The 17,634-nt window shown below is 67.5% G+C and carries 17 protein-coding genes; 9 read left to right on the top strand and 8 right to left on the bottom strand.

The window, feature by feature from the left end; translation table 11 throughout:
• Positions 1–11 precede the first annotated feature (11 nt).
• The 3 genes from hrpB to F6A08_RS15325 all read right to left on the bottom strand — a co-directional run bounded on the left by hrpB (position 12) and on the right by F6A08_RS15325 (position 4,930).
• Complete coding sequence (gene hrpB / locus F6A08_RS15335) at positions 12–2,564, bottom strand: ATP-dependent helicase HrpB (protein ID WP_225855862.1); 2,553 nt, start codon at positions 2,562–2,564, stop codon at positions 12–14.
• A gap of 157 nt (positions 2,565–2,721) precedes the next feature.
• Positions 2,722–4,326 carry a flotillin family protein gene (locus tag F6A08_RS15330; RefSeq protein ID WP_017204568.1) on the bottom strand — a complete coding sequence of 535 codons (1,605 nt, stop codon included), beginning with the start codon at positions 4,324–4,326 and terminating at the stop codon, positions 2,722–2,724.
• Between the two features lie 175 nt (positions 4,327–4,501).
• Positions 4,502–4,930 (bottom strand): MarR family winged helix-turn-helix transcriptional regulator, encoded by a 429-nt coding sequence (locus F6A08_RS15325; protein ID WP_017204569.1) that lies wholly within the window; start codon positions 4,928–4,930, stop codon positions 4,502–4,504.
• Positions 4,931–5,497: 567 nt separating this feature from the next.
• Here F6A08_RS15325 and F6A08_RS17705 point away from each other — a divergent pair.
• The 5 genes from F6A08_RS17705 to F6A08_RS15305 all read left to right on the top strand — a co-directional run bounded on the left by F6A08_RS17705 (position 5,498) and on the right by F6A08_RS15305 (position 9,028).
• Entirely contained in the window at positions 5,498–5,743 is a 246-nt protein-coding gene (locus F6A08_RS17705; protein WP_192576792.1) for a hypothetical protein, read from the top strand.
• Positions 5,744–5,793: 50 nt separating this feature from the next.
• Positions 5,794–6,894, top strand: coding sequence for a sensor histidine kinase (locus F6A08_RS15320; RefSeq protein WP_192576791.1), 1,101 nt, complete (start codon positions 5,794–5,796; stop codon positions 6,892–6,894).
• Positions 6,891–7,508, top strand: coding sequence for a response regulator transcription factor (locus F6A08_RS15315; protein WP_151459917.1), 618 nt, complete (start codon positions 6,891–6,893; stop codon positions 7,506–7,508). The genes F6A08_RS15320 and F6A08_RS15315 overlap by 4 nt, the downstream gene beginning before the upstream one ends.
• Before the next feature lie 81 nt (positions 7,509–7,589).
• Positions 7,590–8,240 (top strand): hypothetical protein, encoded by a 651-nt coding sequence (locus tag F6A08_RS15310; RefSeq protein WP_225855861.1) that lies wholly within the window; start codon positions 7,590–7,592, stop codon positions 8,238–8,240.
• A 176-nt stretch (positions 8,241–8,416) separates the two neighbouring features.
• Complete coding sequence (locus F6A08_RS15305; protein ID WP_151459916.1) at positions 8,417–9,028, top strand: TetR/AcrR family transcriptional regulator; 612 nt, start codon at positions 8,417–8,419, stop codon at positions 9,026–9,028.
• A gap of 37 nt (positions 9,029–9,065) precedes the next feature.
• On the opposite strand, the gene F6A08_RS15300 is transcribed toward F6A08_RS15305, so the two are convergent.
• On the bottom strand, positions 9,066–10,157 hold the full coding sequence (locus F6A08_RS15300; protein ID WP_151459915.1) for a Gfo/Idh/MocA family protein: 1,092 nt from the start codon (positions 10,155–10,157) through the stop codon (positions 9,066–9,068).
• A 122-nt stretch (positions 10,158–10,279) separates the two neighbouring features.
• Positions 10,280–11,251, bottom strand: coding sequence for an aldo/keto reductase (locus F6A08_RS15295; RefSeq protein ID WP_151459914.1), 972 nt, complete (start codon positions 11,249–11,251; stop codon positions 10,280–10,282).
• 189 nt (positions 11,252–11,440) lie between these two features.
• Between F6A08_RS15295 and F6A08_RS15290 the strand changes: the two genes are divergently transcribed.
• The 4 genes from F6A08_RS15290 (at position 11,441) to F6A08_RS15275 (ending at position 14,536) form a co-directional block, all read left to right on the top strand.
• Positions 11,441–11,683, top strand: coding sequence for a hypothetical protein (locus F6A08_RS15290; RefSeq protein ID WP_151459913.1), 243 nt, complete (start codon positions 11,441–11,443; stop codon positions 11,681–11,683).
• The gene (locus F6A08_RS15285) at positions 11,680–12,810 is read left to right on the top strand and encodes a sensor histidine kinase (protein WP_151459912.1); all 1,131 of its coding nucleotides are present in this window, start codon (positions 11,680–11,682) and stop codon (positions 12,808–12,810) included. Before F6A08_RS15290 ends, F6A08_RS15285 begins: the two co-directional genes overlap by 4 nt.
• Positions 12,807–13,424, top strand: a complete 618-nt coding sequence (locus F6A08_RS15280) for a response regulator transcription factor (RefSeq protein WP_151459911.1) — start codon at positions 12,807–12,809, stop codon at positions 13,422–13,424. The genes F6A08_RS15285 and F6A08_RS15280 overlap by 4 nt, the downstream gene beginning before the upstream one ends.
• Before the next feature lie 86 nt (positions 13,425–13,510).
• Complete coding sequence (locus F6A08_RS15275) at positions 13,511–14,536, top strand: CPBP family intramembrane glutamic endopeptidase (RefSeq protein ID WP_151459910.1); 1,026 nt, start codon at positions 13,511–13,513, stop codon at positions 14,534–14,536.
• A gap of 33 nt (positions 14,537–14,569) precedes the next feature.
• Here F6A08_RS15275 and F6A08_RS15270 read toward each other — a convergent pair whose 3' ends face one another.
• The 3 genes from F6A08_RS15270 to F6A08_RS15260 form a co-directional block, all read right to left on the bottom strand.
• Complete coding sequence (locus tag F6A08_RS15270; RefSeq protein WP_225855860.1) at positions 14,570–15,700, bottom strand: Gfo/Idh/MocA family protein; 1,131 nt, start codon at positions 15,698–15,700, stop codon at positions 14,570–14,572.
• A gap of 160 nt (positions 15,701–15,860) precedes the next feature.
• A complete protein-coding gene (locus F6A08_RS15265) occupies positions 15,861–16,583 on the bottom strand; it encodes an alpha/beta fold hydrolase (protein ID WP_151459908.1) in 723 nt (240 codons plus the stop codon).
• 51 nt (positions 16,584–16,634) lie between these two features.
• On the bottom strand, positions 16,635–17,540 hold the full coding sequence (locus F6A08_RS15260; protein WP_151459907.1) for an NADP-dependent oxidoreductase: 906 nt from the start codon (positions 17,538–17,540) through the stop codon (positions 16,635–16,637).
• Positions 17,541–17,634: the final 94 nt, after the last annotated feature.

Genomic DNA, 17,634 nt, shown 5'->3' with positions numbered 1-17,634 from the left:
TGGGACGCGCCTCAGCGCGCCGGGCGATTCTTCGTGTGCTTGGTCGGCACAGCGGCCCAGGGGTCCTCCGGCCACGGATGTCTCGGGTAGCGTCCGCGCATCTCGGCGCGCACCTGGCCATACGGCCCGGACCAGAACGAGGCGAGGTCGTCGGTGACGGCGAGGGGGCGACCCGCGGGGGACAGCAGGTGGAAAAGCACCGGCACCCGTCCGTCGACCAGGCGGGGTGTGTCCGCCCACCCGAAGCACTCCTGCAGCTTGACCGCGACGACCGGTCGTGCGGTCTCGTCGTCGGGGTCGGGGTAGGCGATGCGGATGCGGGATCCGCTGGGAACCTCGAGGCGCTCCGGCACCAGTTCGTCGAAGCGCGTCGCCTCGGGCCACGGCAGCAGACGGCGCAGCGCCGAGGTCAGCTCCAGGCGTCCCGCGGGAGAGCCGGAGGCGAGCGCGTCGAGCTCCGGCGCGAGCCACTCGTCGAGAGCCCCCACCAGACCGGCATCGGAGACGTCTGGCCAGGGTGCACCCAGCTCGCGGCGCAGCAGCGACATCCGGCGGCGCAACGCGCGCGCGCCATCGGACCAGGTGAACACGCCGAGTCCGTCGCGGTGGAGTGCTCGGCGGACCGCATCCCTCCCCTCCTGGATCGATGCGCGAACCGGCACCGCGGTGCGCAGGATCGCTCCGATGCGTCGCTCGCGCCGTGCCTGCACGCGACCTCCGACGAACTGCGCCTCGACACGGTCGGTCATCAGGTGGCTCGCCGCCTGCTCCATCCGGTCTTCCGTCAGCAACGCGGCGGAGCGGATCATCGCTCCGGATCCGGCTGTGGTCCGCGAGGGGGCTCGCGCGACGTCGGCGACCGCGAGCCATTCGACCGCGGCCAACGGACCGCGCACCGCGGCCCTCGTCCCGGACGCCAGTAGGAACGTCGCTCCTTCTGCGGTGCGCTCGACGCGGTGGGCGATGCGCTCGGGGAAAGCGAGGGCGATCACGAGCCCGACGCCGTCGAGATCGGAGTCGACGCCCGGGGTCGGTGCGACCATGCGCTCGAGGCGGCGGACGTCGTCCCGCCATCGGCGGGCGTCGGGGGCTCTTCCGCCTCGCAGGGTGACCAGCGCCCGGGCGGTGTCGGCGTCGGCGATCCTCAGGTCGCCGCCGAGCAGCGCGACGACCTCGGCCGCGAGTCGGTTCCCGACCATCCGGCTGCCGTCCCGCAGAGCCCGGGCGAGGCGCGGGTCCGTCGGGATGCGTGCGAGGGCGCGGCCCTCCGGCGTCGCGCGGCCTCGATCGTCGATCGCCCCGAGGCCGCGCAGCACGGCGGTGGCGTCCGCGAGGTTCTCGGCGGGCAGTGGGTCGATCATCCGAAGGCCGGCCCCGCCGGGAGCACCCCAGCAGGCGAGCAGCAGAGCGGCGTCGGCGAGGTCGACGACGGCGATCTCCGGCGCAGGTCGCGCCGGAGCCGCCGCGTATGTGCTCTGATCCACGCAGCGGATCACGGTGCCGGGACCCTGGCGGGTGGCGCGCCCGGCACGCTGTACGCAGGAGGAGCGCGAGGCTGCGGTGGTGACCAGTCCTGTCATGCCGCGGGCAGCGTCGCGCTGCGGCTGTCGCGACAGGCAGCTGTCCACGACGAGACGGACCCCGGGGACGGTGAGCGAGGACTCCGCGAGGGAGGTCGTGACGATGATGCGGGGCAGATCTCCAGCCGTGCGGCCCCGGATCACCGCGTCCTGTTCGGGTGGGGGAATCCGGCCGTGCAGCTCCCGCACGTCGAAGGCGCTGCTCGCGGCGCGGATGCGTCCGGCGATCTCCGACACCTCACGGACGCCCGGCGCGAAGACCAGCACGTCCGCTGCCGTGTCATGACGGACCAGCTCCGCGGCGGCCGCGGTCGCGATGCCGGCGACGTGGTCGAGGAAGCCCCAGGTGACACCGCGTTCGTCCAGACGCGGCACGGGACTCGGCGCCCAACGCTCGGTGAGCGGGAAGGCGGGAACGGCATGATCGACGATCGGTGCGGGGCGGTCGTCGGTGCCGATGACGGCGGCGAGGCGCGCGGCGTCCACCGTGGCCGACATGGTGACCAGCACCAGGTCGTCCCGCAGTTCGCGCACCTCGGAGAGCAGTCCGATCAGGAGGTCCGTCTCGAGGGCGCGCTCATGCACCTCATCGAGGATCACGGCATCGACGCCCACGAGACCCGGGTCGTCGAGCATCCGTCGAAGGAGCACGCCGGCCGTGACGAACTCGACCCGCGTCTCCGGTCGCGTCGAGCGCTCGCCGCGGACCGTGAATCCTACGCGCGTGCCCAGGGGGGAGCCGTCGAGGTGGGCGAGTCGTCGAGCAGCCGCGCGTGCGGCGACGCGGCGCGGCTGGGTGACGATGACACGACCCGCGCCACGGGAGGCGATCAGGGGTGGCACGAGTGTCGTCTTCCCGGTTCCCGGTGGGGCGGTCACGACCACGGATCCGCTCTCGTCGAGCGCTGCGGAGAGTTCGTCGAGGGCTGCCGCGAACGAGAGGTCGGCGCCGATGGCGTCGAGGTCGAAGGCGGCGGGCGTCACCCGTCCAGTCTGCCCGCTCTCCGGATCGTTGGACTGAAGCGGACGTTTCGGGCGGTGGGATGCCGGCTTCCGGGGTGGGTCGGGTGGTACGCACGGATGCCGCGACCGATTCGGTCGCGGCATCCGGTCATGCAGTGTGTCTGCTGAGCTGTGTCGACTACTCGGCGGCGGGTGTCGGCGCCGTCGATGGCGGTGGCGTGGGTGTGGTCGCCGGGCGCTCCGCCTGTGCGGTGACGGTGGATGCCGCGGCGACGCCCTCTCCGATGCCGCGTCCGACGGCCTGTCCCTGGATGATGCCGGCGAGGTCGAGACCCGTGGCCGAGTGGACGCTGTCGAACACCGAGCGCAGTGCCTTCGCGTTGTCGGCGCCGACGACGTTCGAGGCGCCGTCCTCCCCGGAGCTGCCGATGATCGAGACGTTGCCGATCGCGGCGTAGCCCTTGGAGAACTCGGCCATGATCGACGGCAGGACCTCGAGCACGCGCTGCGACAGGAACGCATCCTGGTTCGAGGCGATGGCCTTCGCCTCTGCTTCGAGCGCGGCAGCGCGGGCGTCACCCTCGGCGCGGATCGCGTCTGCTTCCGCGCTCGCGCGCAGGCGGCGGGCTTCTGCCTCCGCCTCAGCCTGGGCGCGGAGGGCGTTCGCTTCACCGCTGGCCTTGGCGATCGCCGCGGCGGCTTCACCCTCGGCGCGGGCCTTGTCGGCCTGTGCCTGCTGCTCGGCGATGCGGGTGCGGGCCTCTGCCTGCTTGACCTGCTCGATCGCGGCGGCTTCGGCCGCTCGTTCGCGCGTGTAGAGCTCGGCCTGAGCGCGGGTCTCCGCCTCATAGCGCTGGGCATCGGCGACGCGCTTGACGTCGGCATCGAGCTGAGCCTGCTTGTTCTCGGCCTGCTGCTGCAGCACGGCCTGCTCGGCCTGAGCACGGGCCAGGGCTTCGGCCTGCTCGGCCTCGGCACGCGCGCGGCCGATGCCGGAGTCGGCGTTGGCCGTGTTCGTGTCGAGCGCGGTCTGCTCGATCAGGTTGGCTTCCTGGTTGGCGATGTTCTTCTGGTTGATCGCGCGGTCGGCGTTCGTCTGCGAGATCTCGGCGGCCTGTCGCTTCGCCTGGATCTCGGGCGCACCGAGGGACTGGATGTAGCCGACCTTGTCGGTGATCCCCTTGATCTGGAAGGAGTCGAGGATCAGGCCCTGCTCGGCGAGCTCCTGCGACACATCGGCGGCGATCTGGTCCGAGAACTTCTTCCGTTCCCGCATCAGCTCGACCACGGAGAGCGTCGCCACGATGCCGCGGAGCGCACCTTCGAGCTGCTCGGTCGTGAACTGCTCGATCGCCTTGTCCTGCGAGGCGAATCGCTCGGCCGCGCGGCGGACGTACAGCGGGTCGGAGCCGATCTTCACGATCGCGACGCCGTCGACGTTCAGCGTCACGCTGTCGAGCGACTGCGCTTCGGCGTTGAGGGAGACCTGGCGTGAGCGCAGGGAGATGATCTCGTGCCGCTGCGTGATCGGGTTGACCAGCGACTTGCCGTTCACGATCACCGTGACGGGAGACTCCGCCATCTCGGAACTGGTCGTGCCGTCGGCGGCGATGACCGCGCGCTGGATCTTCTGCTTGCGGCCCGAGATGACGAGTGCCTCGTCCGCACGAGCGACCTTGATCCAGCTGCGTGCGAACAGCAGCAGGATCAGCAGCAGGACGACCGCGACGACGACCGCGATCCCGACGATGATGAGGATGCCGACGATTCCGGCGATCTCCATGGATGACCTCCCTGGTTCGCCCCCCCGAGGGGGCGGTCCGATGTGCCCGCATCCGTTGCGGGCATCCGTGATCCACCCTGCCAGAAAAGCCGATCGGGAGACGGCGCCGACGGCGTTCGCCTCACGGAATGTGAGCAACTCGCGCTGATCCCGCTGTGAGGAGGAAGCGCGGGGGTCAACGGGCGCGGAGCTTCTCCGCGAGATCGCGAAGGGTGCGCAGCTCGTCGTCGTCCAGGCGCGACATGCGGTCGGCGATCGAGCGCCCGTGCACGGTGGCGAGCGAGCGGAAAGCGCGCGCACCCTCGTCCGTCGCGCGGATCAACGCACCTCGGCCGTCGTCGGGGTCGGCGCACTTGGCGACGAGTCCGCGAGTGACCATGCGATCGACGAGTCGCGAGACGCTGGGCTGACTGATCAGCATGTTCGCTGTGATGTCGCGCAGCCGGGCGGTCATGTCCGGGGACCGGGTGACCGTCAGCAGCACGTCGTACTCGGCCTGGGTGACGTCGCTGTGATCGAAGTCGGCCATCATCTCGGTGAACAGCTCGTGCTGCGCCCGGAAAAGGCTCTCCCAGGCCTCCAGGGCGAGCTTGCGATCGGTCATCCTCACAGAATAGTGCGAACAGTAAAGGGCCGGTCGGAGAGGCTCCCGACCGGCCCTTGTCCCTTGCACCAAGAGTGTCCTGCAATCACATGCGGTGGATGCCACAGCAAACATTCACCGTGCGATCACTGTATAACGGCGAGGTAACGAATGCAACGGTTTGATCACGGAAATTCCTGCTGTCCTGTGTGCCCGTGCCGCGACGCCCGCGCCCGAACTGTGGGAGCCGCCTCGCCTCGGTGACAACCACGGCTATCGAGACCTCGCAACCGAGCACCCGGAGTAGCTGGCGCAGAGGAAGGAGTTGTTTGCGATCGCGAGCGGCACGAAACGACGTGCTCCCGGTGGGCGGCGGGCTCTGGATCCCCGCTCTGCATCCCGAACATCGACTGAACACGCCGTACTCCGACGGATGCGACCGCCACTGCTTCCCGGTAGTTCTCATCGGCATGCCCGGACTCGACCAACGATCTCGCCGCAGGGAATGCCGCCCAGCGCGCCTCCGTTCAGACGAGTGGTGACACGGTGTCACTACCGGGAGAACCGCCCGGTCCGCAGACTCGATGGATGAAAGCCTTGGATCTGGTGCTCAACGCAGTCATCCTCCTGTCCGCGACCGTCTTCTTCGCGTATCTCGGTCTGCTCTACGACTTCGGCCTCTTCACCACTCTTCCGGGATGGATCACCCGCCCGTTCCTGGCTCTTCCGGTACTGCAGTACGTCGCCCTGGCTGTGGTCATCGGCGCAATGCTCGCGAAGATTCCCGTCAGGAAAGCGATCCGTCGAAAACACCCTCGGGAGGAACCTTGGTGACCGACAGCGAGAGACCGACCGATACACAGGCGATCCCTCGGATGCGGAGGATGGTGGTCGGTTCCGCCATCCTCGCGATCGCCCCGCTGTCGGTGATCGGCGTCGCCCTCACCAGCACGTCCTGGTGGGAGGCGCTGTTCGTCGGACTCACACTGGCGTTCGCGACGACGCTGTTGAAGGAGTGGCGTCTCGACGGGTACCCTCCCCGCGCCGTCTTCCTCTTCCTCTTCACCGGAGCGGCGTATCTCTACGGGGCTTTCATGGCGAACAGTCCGATCAGCTTCATGCCGTTCGCCGTCGTGGGTGCCCTGCTCGTCATGAAGGTCCGCAGGCACCGCCTGATCGCCTCGCTCTTCCTGGCGCTGGTCGTAGCGGGGGTCGGCGCGGTGTCGTTGCTGACGCATGTGGCGACGCTCCCTCTCGTCATCCAGTTCGTCGTCGTGCCGGCGGCCGGGACGCTCTACGTCCTCGCAGTCGTTTTCGTAGGCGAGCTCGCCTGGGAGCTCGTGCGCGAGGCCGAGCGCGCCAAGGTGATCGACCTGGAGCTTGCTGTGGCGGAGGAGCGGGTGCGCTTCGCGGGCGACCTGCACGATATCCAGGGGCAGTCGCTGCATGTCATCAAACTCAAGGCGATGCTGGCCCATCGACTCCTGGAAGACGATCCGCACCGCGCGGCAGGAGAGCTCGCCGAGATCCGTCAGCTCGTCGACGATACCGTCGCGAAGACGCGGGAGCTCACCTATGCCCGGTACGAGATCGACCTCGTCGCCGAGCTCGAGAACACCCGGGCGCTCGCCGAGGCATCGGGGATGAGCGTGTCGATCCGCACCGAACTCGACCGCTCCGCCCGCCCCCACCCGCTCCTGGCTCACACGCTCCGCGAGGCCACGGCCAACCTCTTGCGACACGCAGAGCCGTCGTGGGTGACCATCACCGCCAGCGCCGTCGAGGTCGAGATCACGAATGACGGCGTTCCCCCCGCGGGCGAGATCCGTCCCCGAGGACTCGCGCGACTCGAACGGCGGATCCACGCCGTCGGCGGCGAGCTCGACTTCTCGCGGCGCGTCGACGCCTTCTCCGTCCGTGCGCGAATTCCCGCGCACGACGGGACCGCGTCGACTGCGCGCGATGGTCAAGATGGAGAACGATGAGTAGCGGCGACAGCATTCGGGTCGTCCTCGCCGATGACGAGCAGCTTCTGCGATACACGCTGGGCGCACTCCTGACGCTCGACGGTGCGATCGCCATCGTCGGTCAGGCGTCGGACGGTGCGGAGGCGGTGACCGTGACCCTCCGCGAGCGGCCCGACGTGCTGGTGATCGATCTCGAGATGCCCGGCACCGACGGTCTGCACGCCGTCGAATCGATCCGCCGGCAGGTGCCGGAACAGAAGATCCTGATGCTGACCCGACACGCGCGGCCCGGGGTGCTTCGGCGAGCGCTGAAAGCGGGGGTGCGGGGCTTCATGAGCAAGGCTGCGGATCCCGAGCTCATCGGTGAGGTCATCCGTCGGTTGCACGAGGGCGGCCGGTGGGTCGACCACGACATCCTCGAGGCATCCATGATCGACGATTCGCCGCTCTCGGATCGGGAGCTCGATGTGCTCCGGGAGACGCTGGAAGGGTACTCGGTGAAGGAGATCGCTGCGAGGCTGCATCTGGCTGGTGGCACGGTGCGCAACTACCTGTCGAGCGCGATGCAGAAGACCCACTCGTCGACGCGACAGGACGCCGCACGTCACGCCCGGTCGCGCGGCTGGCTGTGAGAAGGCATGTGACGCCGTGTCACTCATCCTGGTGACACCAGCCCACTACTGCGCACCGAGCATCCGGAGTCCACTGGATGCATGACAACTCCAGTGCCCATCAAGAATCAGCCCCAGCGCGTGCGCCTCTGGCGACGCCCCTTCCGGGTGGTGCGTGAGAATCTGCGTGCCTACCTCATTCTCAACGCGGCCGCATACGGACTGGCCGTCGTCGGGCTCGTCCTCGGACTGATCTTCCCGGATCTCGTCGCACAGGAAGCCGCCGGCCTGGAAGCGGACGGAACCGGCGAGCTGGTCCGCACGCTCGTCGCGACCCCTGCGCTGTTCGCGCTGGCGATCCTCGGCGTGAACCTGTTCAACCTCACCGCCTTGACCATCGTGCTGCCCTCGCTCATCGTGCCGTTCGCGGGGCTTGCCCTCTTCGGCTACTGGGCTGTGACGACCGGGATCACCATCGCCCCCCAATCGGAGGGCGAATGGATCCTCTTCATCCCGCACTCCCTCACCCTCGTGATCGAGCTGCAGGCGTACATCCTGTTCCTGCTCGGCGCCTTCCTGATCGGCAAGTACTGGCTCCTCCCGCGCACTGCCGGGGCACAGACCCGACGCCGAGGGTACCTGCGGGGCCTCCAGAAGCTTGGACTCCTCGCGCTCCCTGCGCTCGTGCTCCTCATCATCGGTGCCCTCTGGGAGGCGTACTCTCTCAGCTTCCTGCTTGGTGGATTCGCGTAGTTCGAGCCCGGAATCGGGTGCGCCTGCGTCGGAGCCCGTCGCTTTCGACGCAGGTCATCGACGTCTTCGTCGGTTTCGTCGCGGACTTCTCGGAGATGCTCACCAGCGAGGTCGCTCGACCGTCTCGCCGTCGCGGTATCTGGACTGCCTGGTCCGTAAGCGGGATAATGATCGGTATGTCCGCATCGCAGACCAAGCCGGGGAGACCCCGCGAGTTCGATCCCGACGACGCCCTCGAACAAGCCATGAGAGTGTTCTGGGCCAAGGGATACGAAGGTGCGAGTCTGACCGACCTGACCGAGGCGATGGGCATCACTCGCAGCAGCATGTACGCAGCGTTCGGGAACAAGGATGAGTTGTTCCAGCGAGTGGTCGAGCGGTACACGGAGGGCCCAGCGTCCTACGGATTTCGCGCCCTGTCGGAGCCGACCGCACGCGAAGTGGCCCAGTCGATTCTTCGCGGTGCAGCAGCAGCCAGCACGAGCCGTGAGACGCCGCACGGATGCCTCGGCGTCCAGGCTGCGCTATCCGTCGGAAACAACGGGCTCGCAGCCCAGAAGGTCCTCATCGACTGGCGCCAGGATGGAACTGCGCGCCTCGAGGCCCGGTTCCTGCGTGCCAGGGCCGAGGGCGATCTACCGGAGACCGAGGATCCGCGCACGCTGGCGACCTACATCACGACGGTCGCATACGGCATCGCTGTTCAGGCCGCGACCGGAAAGAGCGAGGCGGAACTGCGCCCGGTTGCCGATATGGCGATGAACGCGGCATCCTGGTCCCACGACTGAGGCTTCGAACTCCGCGATCGTCTCATCGCCGGGGTGTTCACTGTCGCCGCCCGCTGCGAGCGGCTTCCTCCACTCGCGCGACGAGGTGACTGTTGTGCAGCGCGTGAGCGAAGCCCGGCGTCGTAAAGCTGTTCTCGTCGATGTCTCGTGCAAGACTCGCGTACACCTCTCCCACGTTGATCGCAGCACCCGCCCAGAATTCCGCAGCGGTGGGTCCCACGCCGGACGAGACCGGCGCGTCGGGCGCGGCGAAGTCGACGCTCGCCGAGAGGGTGAGATCACCGACCTGGACGCCGCCGGGGTGGTTGCCCTCGAGCTTCACCCATCCTTCTGCGCCGCGCACCTCCAGCGTGAATCGGGAGTCCTCCATCGGGACCCCCGCGAGCACCTGAACCGACACGGGGGCACCTGAGCTCGTCTTGGCGATCAGGTCGATGTGATCGTCGACCTCGCGTTCCGACGTCTCACCGGAATCGGTGAGCACCACCTGCGGCCAGAGTCTCTCGGTCCTCGCGTCCACTTCGGTGATCTGCCCGAGGACGGTCTCGATGACGTCCAGCACGTGCGCGGTTGTGATCGTGAGGAAACTGGCCCCCGACTCTTGCTTGTTGAAGTAGTCGTAGGCCGAGATGGATTCCGGGCCGTAGCCGAACGTCGTCGCGTGAACCCGGGCGGAGAGCACGCGCCCGATGGCCCCGTCGGCGATGATCTCCGCCGCGCGTCGCACCGCGGGGTTGAGACTGCCCTGCAGGCCGATCGCCGTGTGCTGAGAACCCACGGCCTCGGCGATCTCTTCCGTCTCACCGAGATTCGCGCCGAGGGGAGATTCCGAGTAGACAGCCTTTCCCGCGGTGAGCGCCGCTACCACGAGGTCTCGGTGGGCCGGCACTTTCACGGCGACCGTGACGAGGTCGATGTCGGGGTCGGCGATGAGGGCGTAGGGATCAGCGAACCACCGCCGTGCCCCGAATGCCTCCGCGGCCCGCTTCGCCGATTCCTCTCGTCTTGTCGCGACGGCCTCCAGCACGAACCGCGGCTGGGCCGCGATCGCGGGTATGTGCGACGCTCCTGCCCAGCTCGCTGCGGTGTCGGCGCCGATGATTCCGACTCGGATGGGGTTGTCCTTCATGATTTTCCAATCGATGCGTGATCAGGGTGATGTGTCGTTCAGTTCAAGAGACGCTGAGTCGGCTCGGACGGCGGGCACGGATCGCCGCTCGCCCCCACCGGCCAGCTGCGGCGGGTCGACCGTCAGCGATCGATCGCGGCCATGTCGGCCGCCGAATGGCGCTCGCCGTCGGGTCGGGGGAGCGCGTCGAGCCGGGTGAGCTGCCCAGGCGAGAGCTCGAGGACATCTGCGGCGAGGTTCTCTTCGAGGCGAGTGATCCTGGTGGTGCCCGGAATCGGTGCGATCATCGGTCCGCGGGCCAGCAGCCAGGCGAGTGCCACCTGAGCCGGAGTCGCGTCGGATTCGCGCGCGACCGCTTGCACCTCATCGACGATCGCGAGGTTCCTCTGCAGGTTGTCGCCGCTGAAACGGGGGTTGCTTCGGCGCCAGTCGTCAGGTGCCAGGCCATCGAGCGTGCGGATGCCGCCGGCCAGAAAGCCGTGGCCGAGGGGGGAGTAGGGGACGAGTCCCGCGCCCAGCTCCGTGAGAGTGGGCAGCAGTTCCTCCTCCACGCCTCTCGTCCAGAGCGAGTACTCGGTCTGCACGGCGGTCACCGGGTGCACGGCATGCGCCCGACGAACCGTGTCGGCCCTGGCCTCCGAGAGACCGAGATGGCGGACCTTACCTTCCGAGACGAGCTCTGACAGCGCGCCGAACGTCTCCTCGATGGGCGTGTTCGGGTCAACGCGGTGCTGGTAATACAGGTCGATGACGTCCGTGCGCAGCCGGCGCAGCGAGTTTTCCACGGCGAGCCGAACATTCTGTGGCGAGCTGTCGGGAGCCGGTCGGCCCGTGTGCGAGATGAGGCCGAACTTGGTCGCGATCACGGCGCGATCGCGGCGTCCCTGCAGAGCTTTGCCGAGCAGTTCCTCGTTGGTGAAGGGGCCGCAGACCTCAGCGGTGTCGAACATGGTCACGCCGAGGTCCATTGCGCGGTGGATGGTGCGCACATGATCGGCTTCCGGGCCCCCTGCACCCGTGTAGAAGGCCGACATGCCCATCACACCCAGGCCCAGCCGAGGTACTTCGAGTGTCCCGAGGTGCGCTGTCTTCATTCGTCCGTCCGTCCGTGTCTCGACGTGATCCCCGACCCGCCGCTATTCTGTATTGAATAGTACACAATTATGCGGGCGGTGAGTCGTCCGCATCTCGGGGAGCACGAGCCGGAGGGTGGTGACGCTTGTCACAAGAAGTGGTGATGTCCGCCACTGTCGGGTGGGCGGTCGACTCCGGAGGCTGGAATCATGAAGTCACTTGATGTCTTGCTGAACGTGGTGATCGTGCTGGCGATCACGGTGCTTTCCTCGTATGCGGCCTTCTCCTATTACGGCATCGGACTGCTGGCCTCGCTTCCTGGGGGAGTGACGGGCTTCTTCCTCGATAACGGCGCGATCCAGTACGTGGCGCTCGTGATCCTGGTCGCAGCCGTGGTCGGCAAGATCGCCGTGGGCCGGGCACTGAGGAGACGGGCACGAAGCGAGACATGACGACCGACGAGCAGATCGCCACCGAAGACCCGATGGCATCGCGAATGCGACGGCAGGCGATGGTGACTGCCGTGCTGACCATCGCGCCGCTGACCTTGCTCGGAGTCGCGTTGACCACCAGAAGCTGGGGGGAAGGGCTCCTCGCCGCCGTGTGCCTCCTGCTCACGCTCGGAGTGCTGCGCGAGTGGGACCTCGACGGTTACCCTCCCCGGTCCGTGTTCGCAATCGTCGTGACCGCTACGGCGTGGCTCGCCGGCGCCGCGCTGATGACGAGTCCGTTGAGCTTCTTGCCGCTCGCCCTGGTCGGCTCCCTGATGATCGTGCGCGTCCGTCGACGAGTCCTGTGGGTGCTGATCTTCGCGCTCGCGGTGGCCTCGCTGGGTGCGGTCGCGTTTATCCTCCGCCCCATCACCGCTGAGCGTGCAGCCACCTATCTTCTGTTGCCGTTCCTCGGTGTTCTCTTCGCTGCCGCGGTGATCGGCGTCAGCGAACGGGCATGGTCGATCGCGCGACGTTTCGAGCGTATGAGACAGATGGAGACACAACTGGCGGTGGGACGGGAGAGGGCCAGGTTCATCAACGACCTGCACGACATCCAGGGCCAGTCCCTCCACGTGATCAAACTGAAGTCCGCGGTCGCGCACGGGATGGTGCGGGACGACCCGGAACGCGCGGAGTCCGAGATGCTCGAGATTCAGCGCTTGGCTCGCGAAACCATCTCGCAGACCCGCGCCATGACAGTCGACCGCTACGAGCTCAACCTCGCGGTGGAGTTCGAGAACGCGAAGCGCCTCTGCGAGTCGGCAGGCATCGCGGTGCACGCACACGTCGATCTGGCGGAGGGCGTTGTGCCGCAGTTGACCCTCGCCCATGTGCTGCGCGAAGCGACCACCAACCTGCTACGCCATGCGCAACCTACTGTCGTGAGCATCAGAGCATCCTCGCGGATGGTGGAGGTGGCGAACGACGGCGTCGCTGAGAGCCGAACCGACCCGGAGCGCGGGCTCGCGCGCCTGCGAGAGCGAGTGGGGGGCGCGGGGGGCGTGATGACGGTGACGCGCGAGCCCGACCGGTTCGTCGTTCGCGCGGAATTCTCCCCCTTGCCTCTCGACCGGGCGAGATCGTGACGACCGACGATGTCATCCGCGTTGTCCTCGTGGATGACGAGCATCTACTACGCTCGGCTCTCGCGACGTTGCTCCCATCGGACGGAACGATCGAAATCGTCGCAGAGGCCGCAGACGGCGCGGCAGCCGTAGCGGCCACGCTTCGATCCACCCCCGACGTCGTCGTCATCGACCTGGAGATGCCGACGATGGACGGGCTCGAAGCCGTCACACGCATCAAGCAGCAGATACCCGGCCAGCCTGTGCTGATGCTCACACGGCATGCCCGCCCAGGAGTGCTGCGGCGTGCGCTCGAACTCGGCGTGCGCGGCTTCCTCAGCAAGAACGCCGAGCCGGAGGAGATCGCGGCTGTCATCCGCGAGATATCCGCGGGAGGGCGTTGGATCGGACGCGACGTCCTAGAGCTCTCCGTCGTCGACGACTCTCCCTTGACCGACCGCGAGAGAGACGTCCTGCACGCGGCCTACGGCGGACACTCGGTCAAAGAGATCGCTCGCAGGCTTCATCTCGCACCGGGGACCGTGCGGAACTACCTGTCGAGCGCGATGCAGAAAACGGGCTCCTCCACCCGCTATCACGCGGCCCACGTGGCAGCCGAGCGCGGCTGGCTCTGAGCTCCGAACAGACCCGTTCCGCGGACCGCACGACCTCGTGACATCTGACACTACTGCCGCTGCACGGACCCACGGAGTCTGGTTACATGCATCTCACCGACGACGAGGGCGCGTCCGCCCGCACCGACAATGCCCCTCAACGCGGACGAGCCGTCCGGCCCGGCGTGGAGTACCACCGCACTCTGGCCGGCGACAAGCGTCGGGTCGGCCGGGGCATCCTCGCTATCGTGCTGCTCCTCGGCGGAATGTGGGCTGGCATCCTCGGATCGGTCCTCCTCGCGCGGCTGTTCGACCAGGCTGTGGGCATACCTCCGGTGGCGGAGGGTCGAGGAGGACTCACCCCGTCGATGCACATCTTGGGTATGTTCGCGAACGCCTTGCTCATCCCGCTGAGCATGCTCATCCAGCGCTGGCTCTACGGGGTGCCCTTCGCGTCCTTCTATTCGGTCTTCTCCCGCTTCCGGTTCGCCCTTTTCGCGCGGGCCCTGTTCGTCATCCTGCCCGTCTTCATCGTCATGAATGTCGTCGGCAGTTTCCTGCTCCCGACAGAGTCTGTGGCGTGGGTCCAGAGCGAGGCGCTCTGGATGCTCGCCGGAACGCTCCTCCTGGTGCCGTTGCAGGCAACGGGTGAGGAATTCGGTTTGCGGGGACTCGTGTTCCGAGTTGCAGGCAGTTGGGGGCGCGGCCCGCGCACCTCCCTCGTTCTGGGCATCGCAGTCACGGGCTTTGCTTTCGCGGCTCTCCACTTGGCGATGGACCCGTGGCTATGGGTCTGGTACTTCCTGCTGGCGATCACGACGTGCCTGATCACCTGGCGCTCGGGCGGAATCGAGATCGCCATCGTTCTCCACGTGGCTTTCAACACGCTCAACTACGTCTTCGCCGTCGGCACGAGCGGGGACCTCAGCGGCGCGAGTGACCGTTCAGGGGGCAACTCGACGATCGCCGTCAGCTTCATCCTTCCGGCCCTCATCTTCATCGCGGCCACCATCGTGGTGTGGTTCCGGACCAGGGGCACCGGCCCAATCACGACCCCACCTGTGGACTGGCGGCCCGACGATTGGCAGAGCTTGCACGGTATCGCAGACGGCCGCACGAGTCGGCCGAGCTGATCTACGGCCCGGCAGCCGGACCGCGGTCAGGTTTCAGAGGATGGATTGGGGTCGGGCTAGGCGTTGGCGATGACCGGTTTCAGCGGCCCGTGTTATCGCATCGAGCACCCGGTGGTGGTCGAGTGCCACCGTGAAGTCCGGTGCATTGGTGGTTCCATCGCGGAGGTCGGCGGCGAACTGGGCGTAGAGGCGGGCGACCCCTGCAGCTGGTGCGTCGAGTTGCCGGTCGGGAGTTGCATAGGCGGGCGGTACCCGCAGTACTTGGACAGGCTCATCGCCGCGGCGAAGCGTGATGGTGAAGTCGGTGAAATGGATGTAGCCCGACGGTGACTCCACACGCAGACTGCCCTCGGTGCCGTGGATCTCCCATGCTGTCGCGGTGCCGGCAGGGCGCCCGACGCTGTAGTGCAGCGAAGTGACGGTCCCGCCTTCGAGGACACCCGCGACGACGATCTCGTCTGGCGCGTCCTTCGGCAGCGATGAGCCATCCGAGAGGCGGATGCCGTCGCCGCGCTGGTTGGCGACGACGGCGGAAGTGTTCTCGAACCTGCCGAGCACGCGCGAGAGGGGTTCCAGCCCGTGGCCGAGCATGATGCTCAGCAGCGTGGCGCCATTCTCCGCCCGCGCCATGTACTCGAGCGGCGGGTCGTATCGGCCGACCCACATGTCGTCGGACACGTGCGCTCGGACGCTGGTGCTGAGCGGCTTGCCGATCACGCCTTGCGCGATCAGGTCGCGAAGGAAGAGGATCGGCGGGTGCAGGCCGCCTTGCAACCCGGCAACGGTCCGCAGCTGTCGTTCGCGTGCGAGTCCCTCCAGCTCTTCGGCTTCCGAGAGGTTTCTTGCGAGCGGCCATTCGCTGTAGACCATCTTGCCCGCGGCCAGTGCGTCGGAGACGATCTGCTTGTGCTCGGGTACCTTGACCGCAACCACCACCAGGTCGACCTCCGGCCGCTCGACGAGAGCCTCATGTGTGTCGAAGGCGAGGTCGGCGCCCAGTCGATGAGCGGTTGCGTTCGCGCTCGCCATTCGTGTCGTACTGACGGCTCGGATCTGGAACGCGTCGAGAGCCTGCAGTGCGGGTATGTGAGCTATGCCACCCCACCCTCGATCGGCGCTAGCCCCGACAAGGCCGACGCCGATCCGGGCGTTTGCTGAGTTCATGATCTTGAGTGCTCCTGCCTCGTGCAGCCCGGCAGATCTCGGAGGGCCGCGTCACGGTGTTCTGTTGTGAAGTGATGCGGGGGCACCCGAGCCCACTATGGCGAGCGGGTGAGAATGCCGTTCGCGTAACGGTCGAGCCCGGGTGCCTGCGTACGGGTGTTTACGCGTGATCCCAGTGGGCCTCGAGTTCGCGCGCCACGTCGGCTGGACGCTCGATCATCGGCCAGTGCGAGCTGCGCAACTTGAAGACGGCACGTGCGCGAGTGGCATTGCCGAGCTCGTCAGCGAAGCGATGCGGCAGGAACGGATCGTCGAGGCCCCAGATCACCAGCGCTGGCGCGGTCGCGTTGCTCAAGCCCGGCTTCCATTCCGCTCCGACCTCGATCGCCGAACGGTAGAGGGCGAGAATGCTGGCCCGCATGGTGGCATCGAGGTGCCGAACCGACTCCTCTGCCGCTTCGCGGGGCATCTGCGCCTCGGTCAGGCTCGCTGCGAACTCCGCGAGATCGAGGTCCGCCATCCACTGCTCGCCCTCGCCCGGCGTCTGCCAGATCTCGGCGAGATAGTGCCATGGGTACTCGGGATCGATGGGTCCGCTGATGCCCGTCCAGGTGCGCACAAGATCCGGCCGGATGGATGCGAGGCGGCCTGTCAGGAGAGTCCCCCAATCATGACCGACAAGGTCGACGGGTTCGCCGATCTGCTCGATCTTCTCGATGAGCCACTCGAGGTACTCCTCTTTCGTCGACGTGAACCCCGCTGGGAGGGGTGCATCGAAACCGGGGAGATCGATCGTGACGATGTCTTCGCGCTGAAGATGAGAACGAAGGGTGTCCCAAAGCCGGTGGGTATCGGGTACACCATGAACGAGAACTGCGGGCATTTCGGATTCTCCAATTGATTGTTGTCGTGGTCGATGGGCCGGTCGGCCGGGTCAGGGAAGGAGGATGACTTTGCCGTGGGTGTGGCCCGTGGCGACGAGTCGGTGGGCGTCCGCAGCCTGGTCGAGCGGGAAGCTGCGGCTGATGCGCGCGGTCCATGCGCCCGCGGCGATCAGGTCTAGGGCTTCCTGGACAGGGCGGCTGTCGCGGTTCCCGCTGCCTCCGGGGCTGAATTCGACGCCGTGTCGTGCGGCATCGCGGTCGGCGAGCGTGACGACCCGCTCGGGGCCGCCGAGCACTTCGACGAGGGCGGGAAGGAGTCCTTTGCCGGCGGTGTCCAGCGCGGCGTCGACCCCGCCAGGCGCGGCCGCACGGATGCGATCGACCAGGCCCGGTCCGTGGGCGACGGGGATCGCACCGAGGCTCTTGACGAAGTCAGCGTTGGAGGCGCCGGCGACGCCGATCACGGTGGCACCGCGCTGTCGCGCGAACTGCACCGCAGCGCTCCCCAATGCCCCGCTCGCGCCCGTGACCACGAGCGTCTCACCCGGACGAAGGTTCAGAAGCCCGAGAGCCCTCGCCGCGTTATCGGCACCGATGACGGTGGCCGCGGCGTGCTCGAAGGACACACCGTCGGGGATGGTCGCAAAGTTGCTGCTCACTGTGTACTCGGCGTAGGAGCCTTGGGTCGCGGAGTCCGGCCACCCAGCGACGCGGTCGCCGACCATGCCCTCGTCGACACCCGAGCCGACCGCCTCGATGACGCCCGCGAACTCGAATCCGATGATGGCGGGTGCAGGCAGACGGAAGGCGCCGGCGCGTGCCAGGATCTCCGCCGGGTTCACTCCGGCGGCGTGAACCCGCGCCAGGACTTGACCCGGACCCGGTACCGGCCGCGGGGCCTCCGTGACCCGCAATACGGACGGTTCGCCGAACGAGGTGATGACGGCGGCTTTCATGATGATCCTTCTCCTTCGTATCGAGCCGGCGGCACTTCCGCTGCGGCGCGTTCGCTCCTCAATGACCGGCTGTGAGATCTCCCCGGCACTTCAA

The sequence above is a fragment of the Microbacterium algeriense genome (assembly GCF_008868005.1).
Taxonomy (GTDB): domain Bacteria; phylum Actinomycetota; class Actinomycetes; order Actinomycetales; family Microbacteriaceae; genus Microbacterium; species Microbacterium algeriense.
This window is presented reverse-complemented; position numbering and strand designations above follow the sequence as displayed.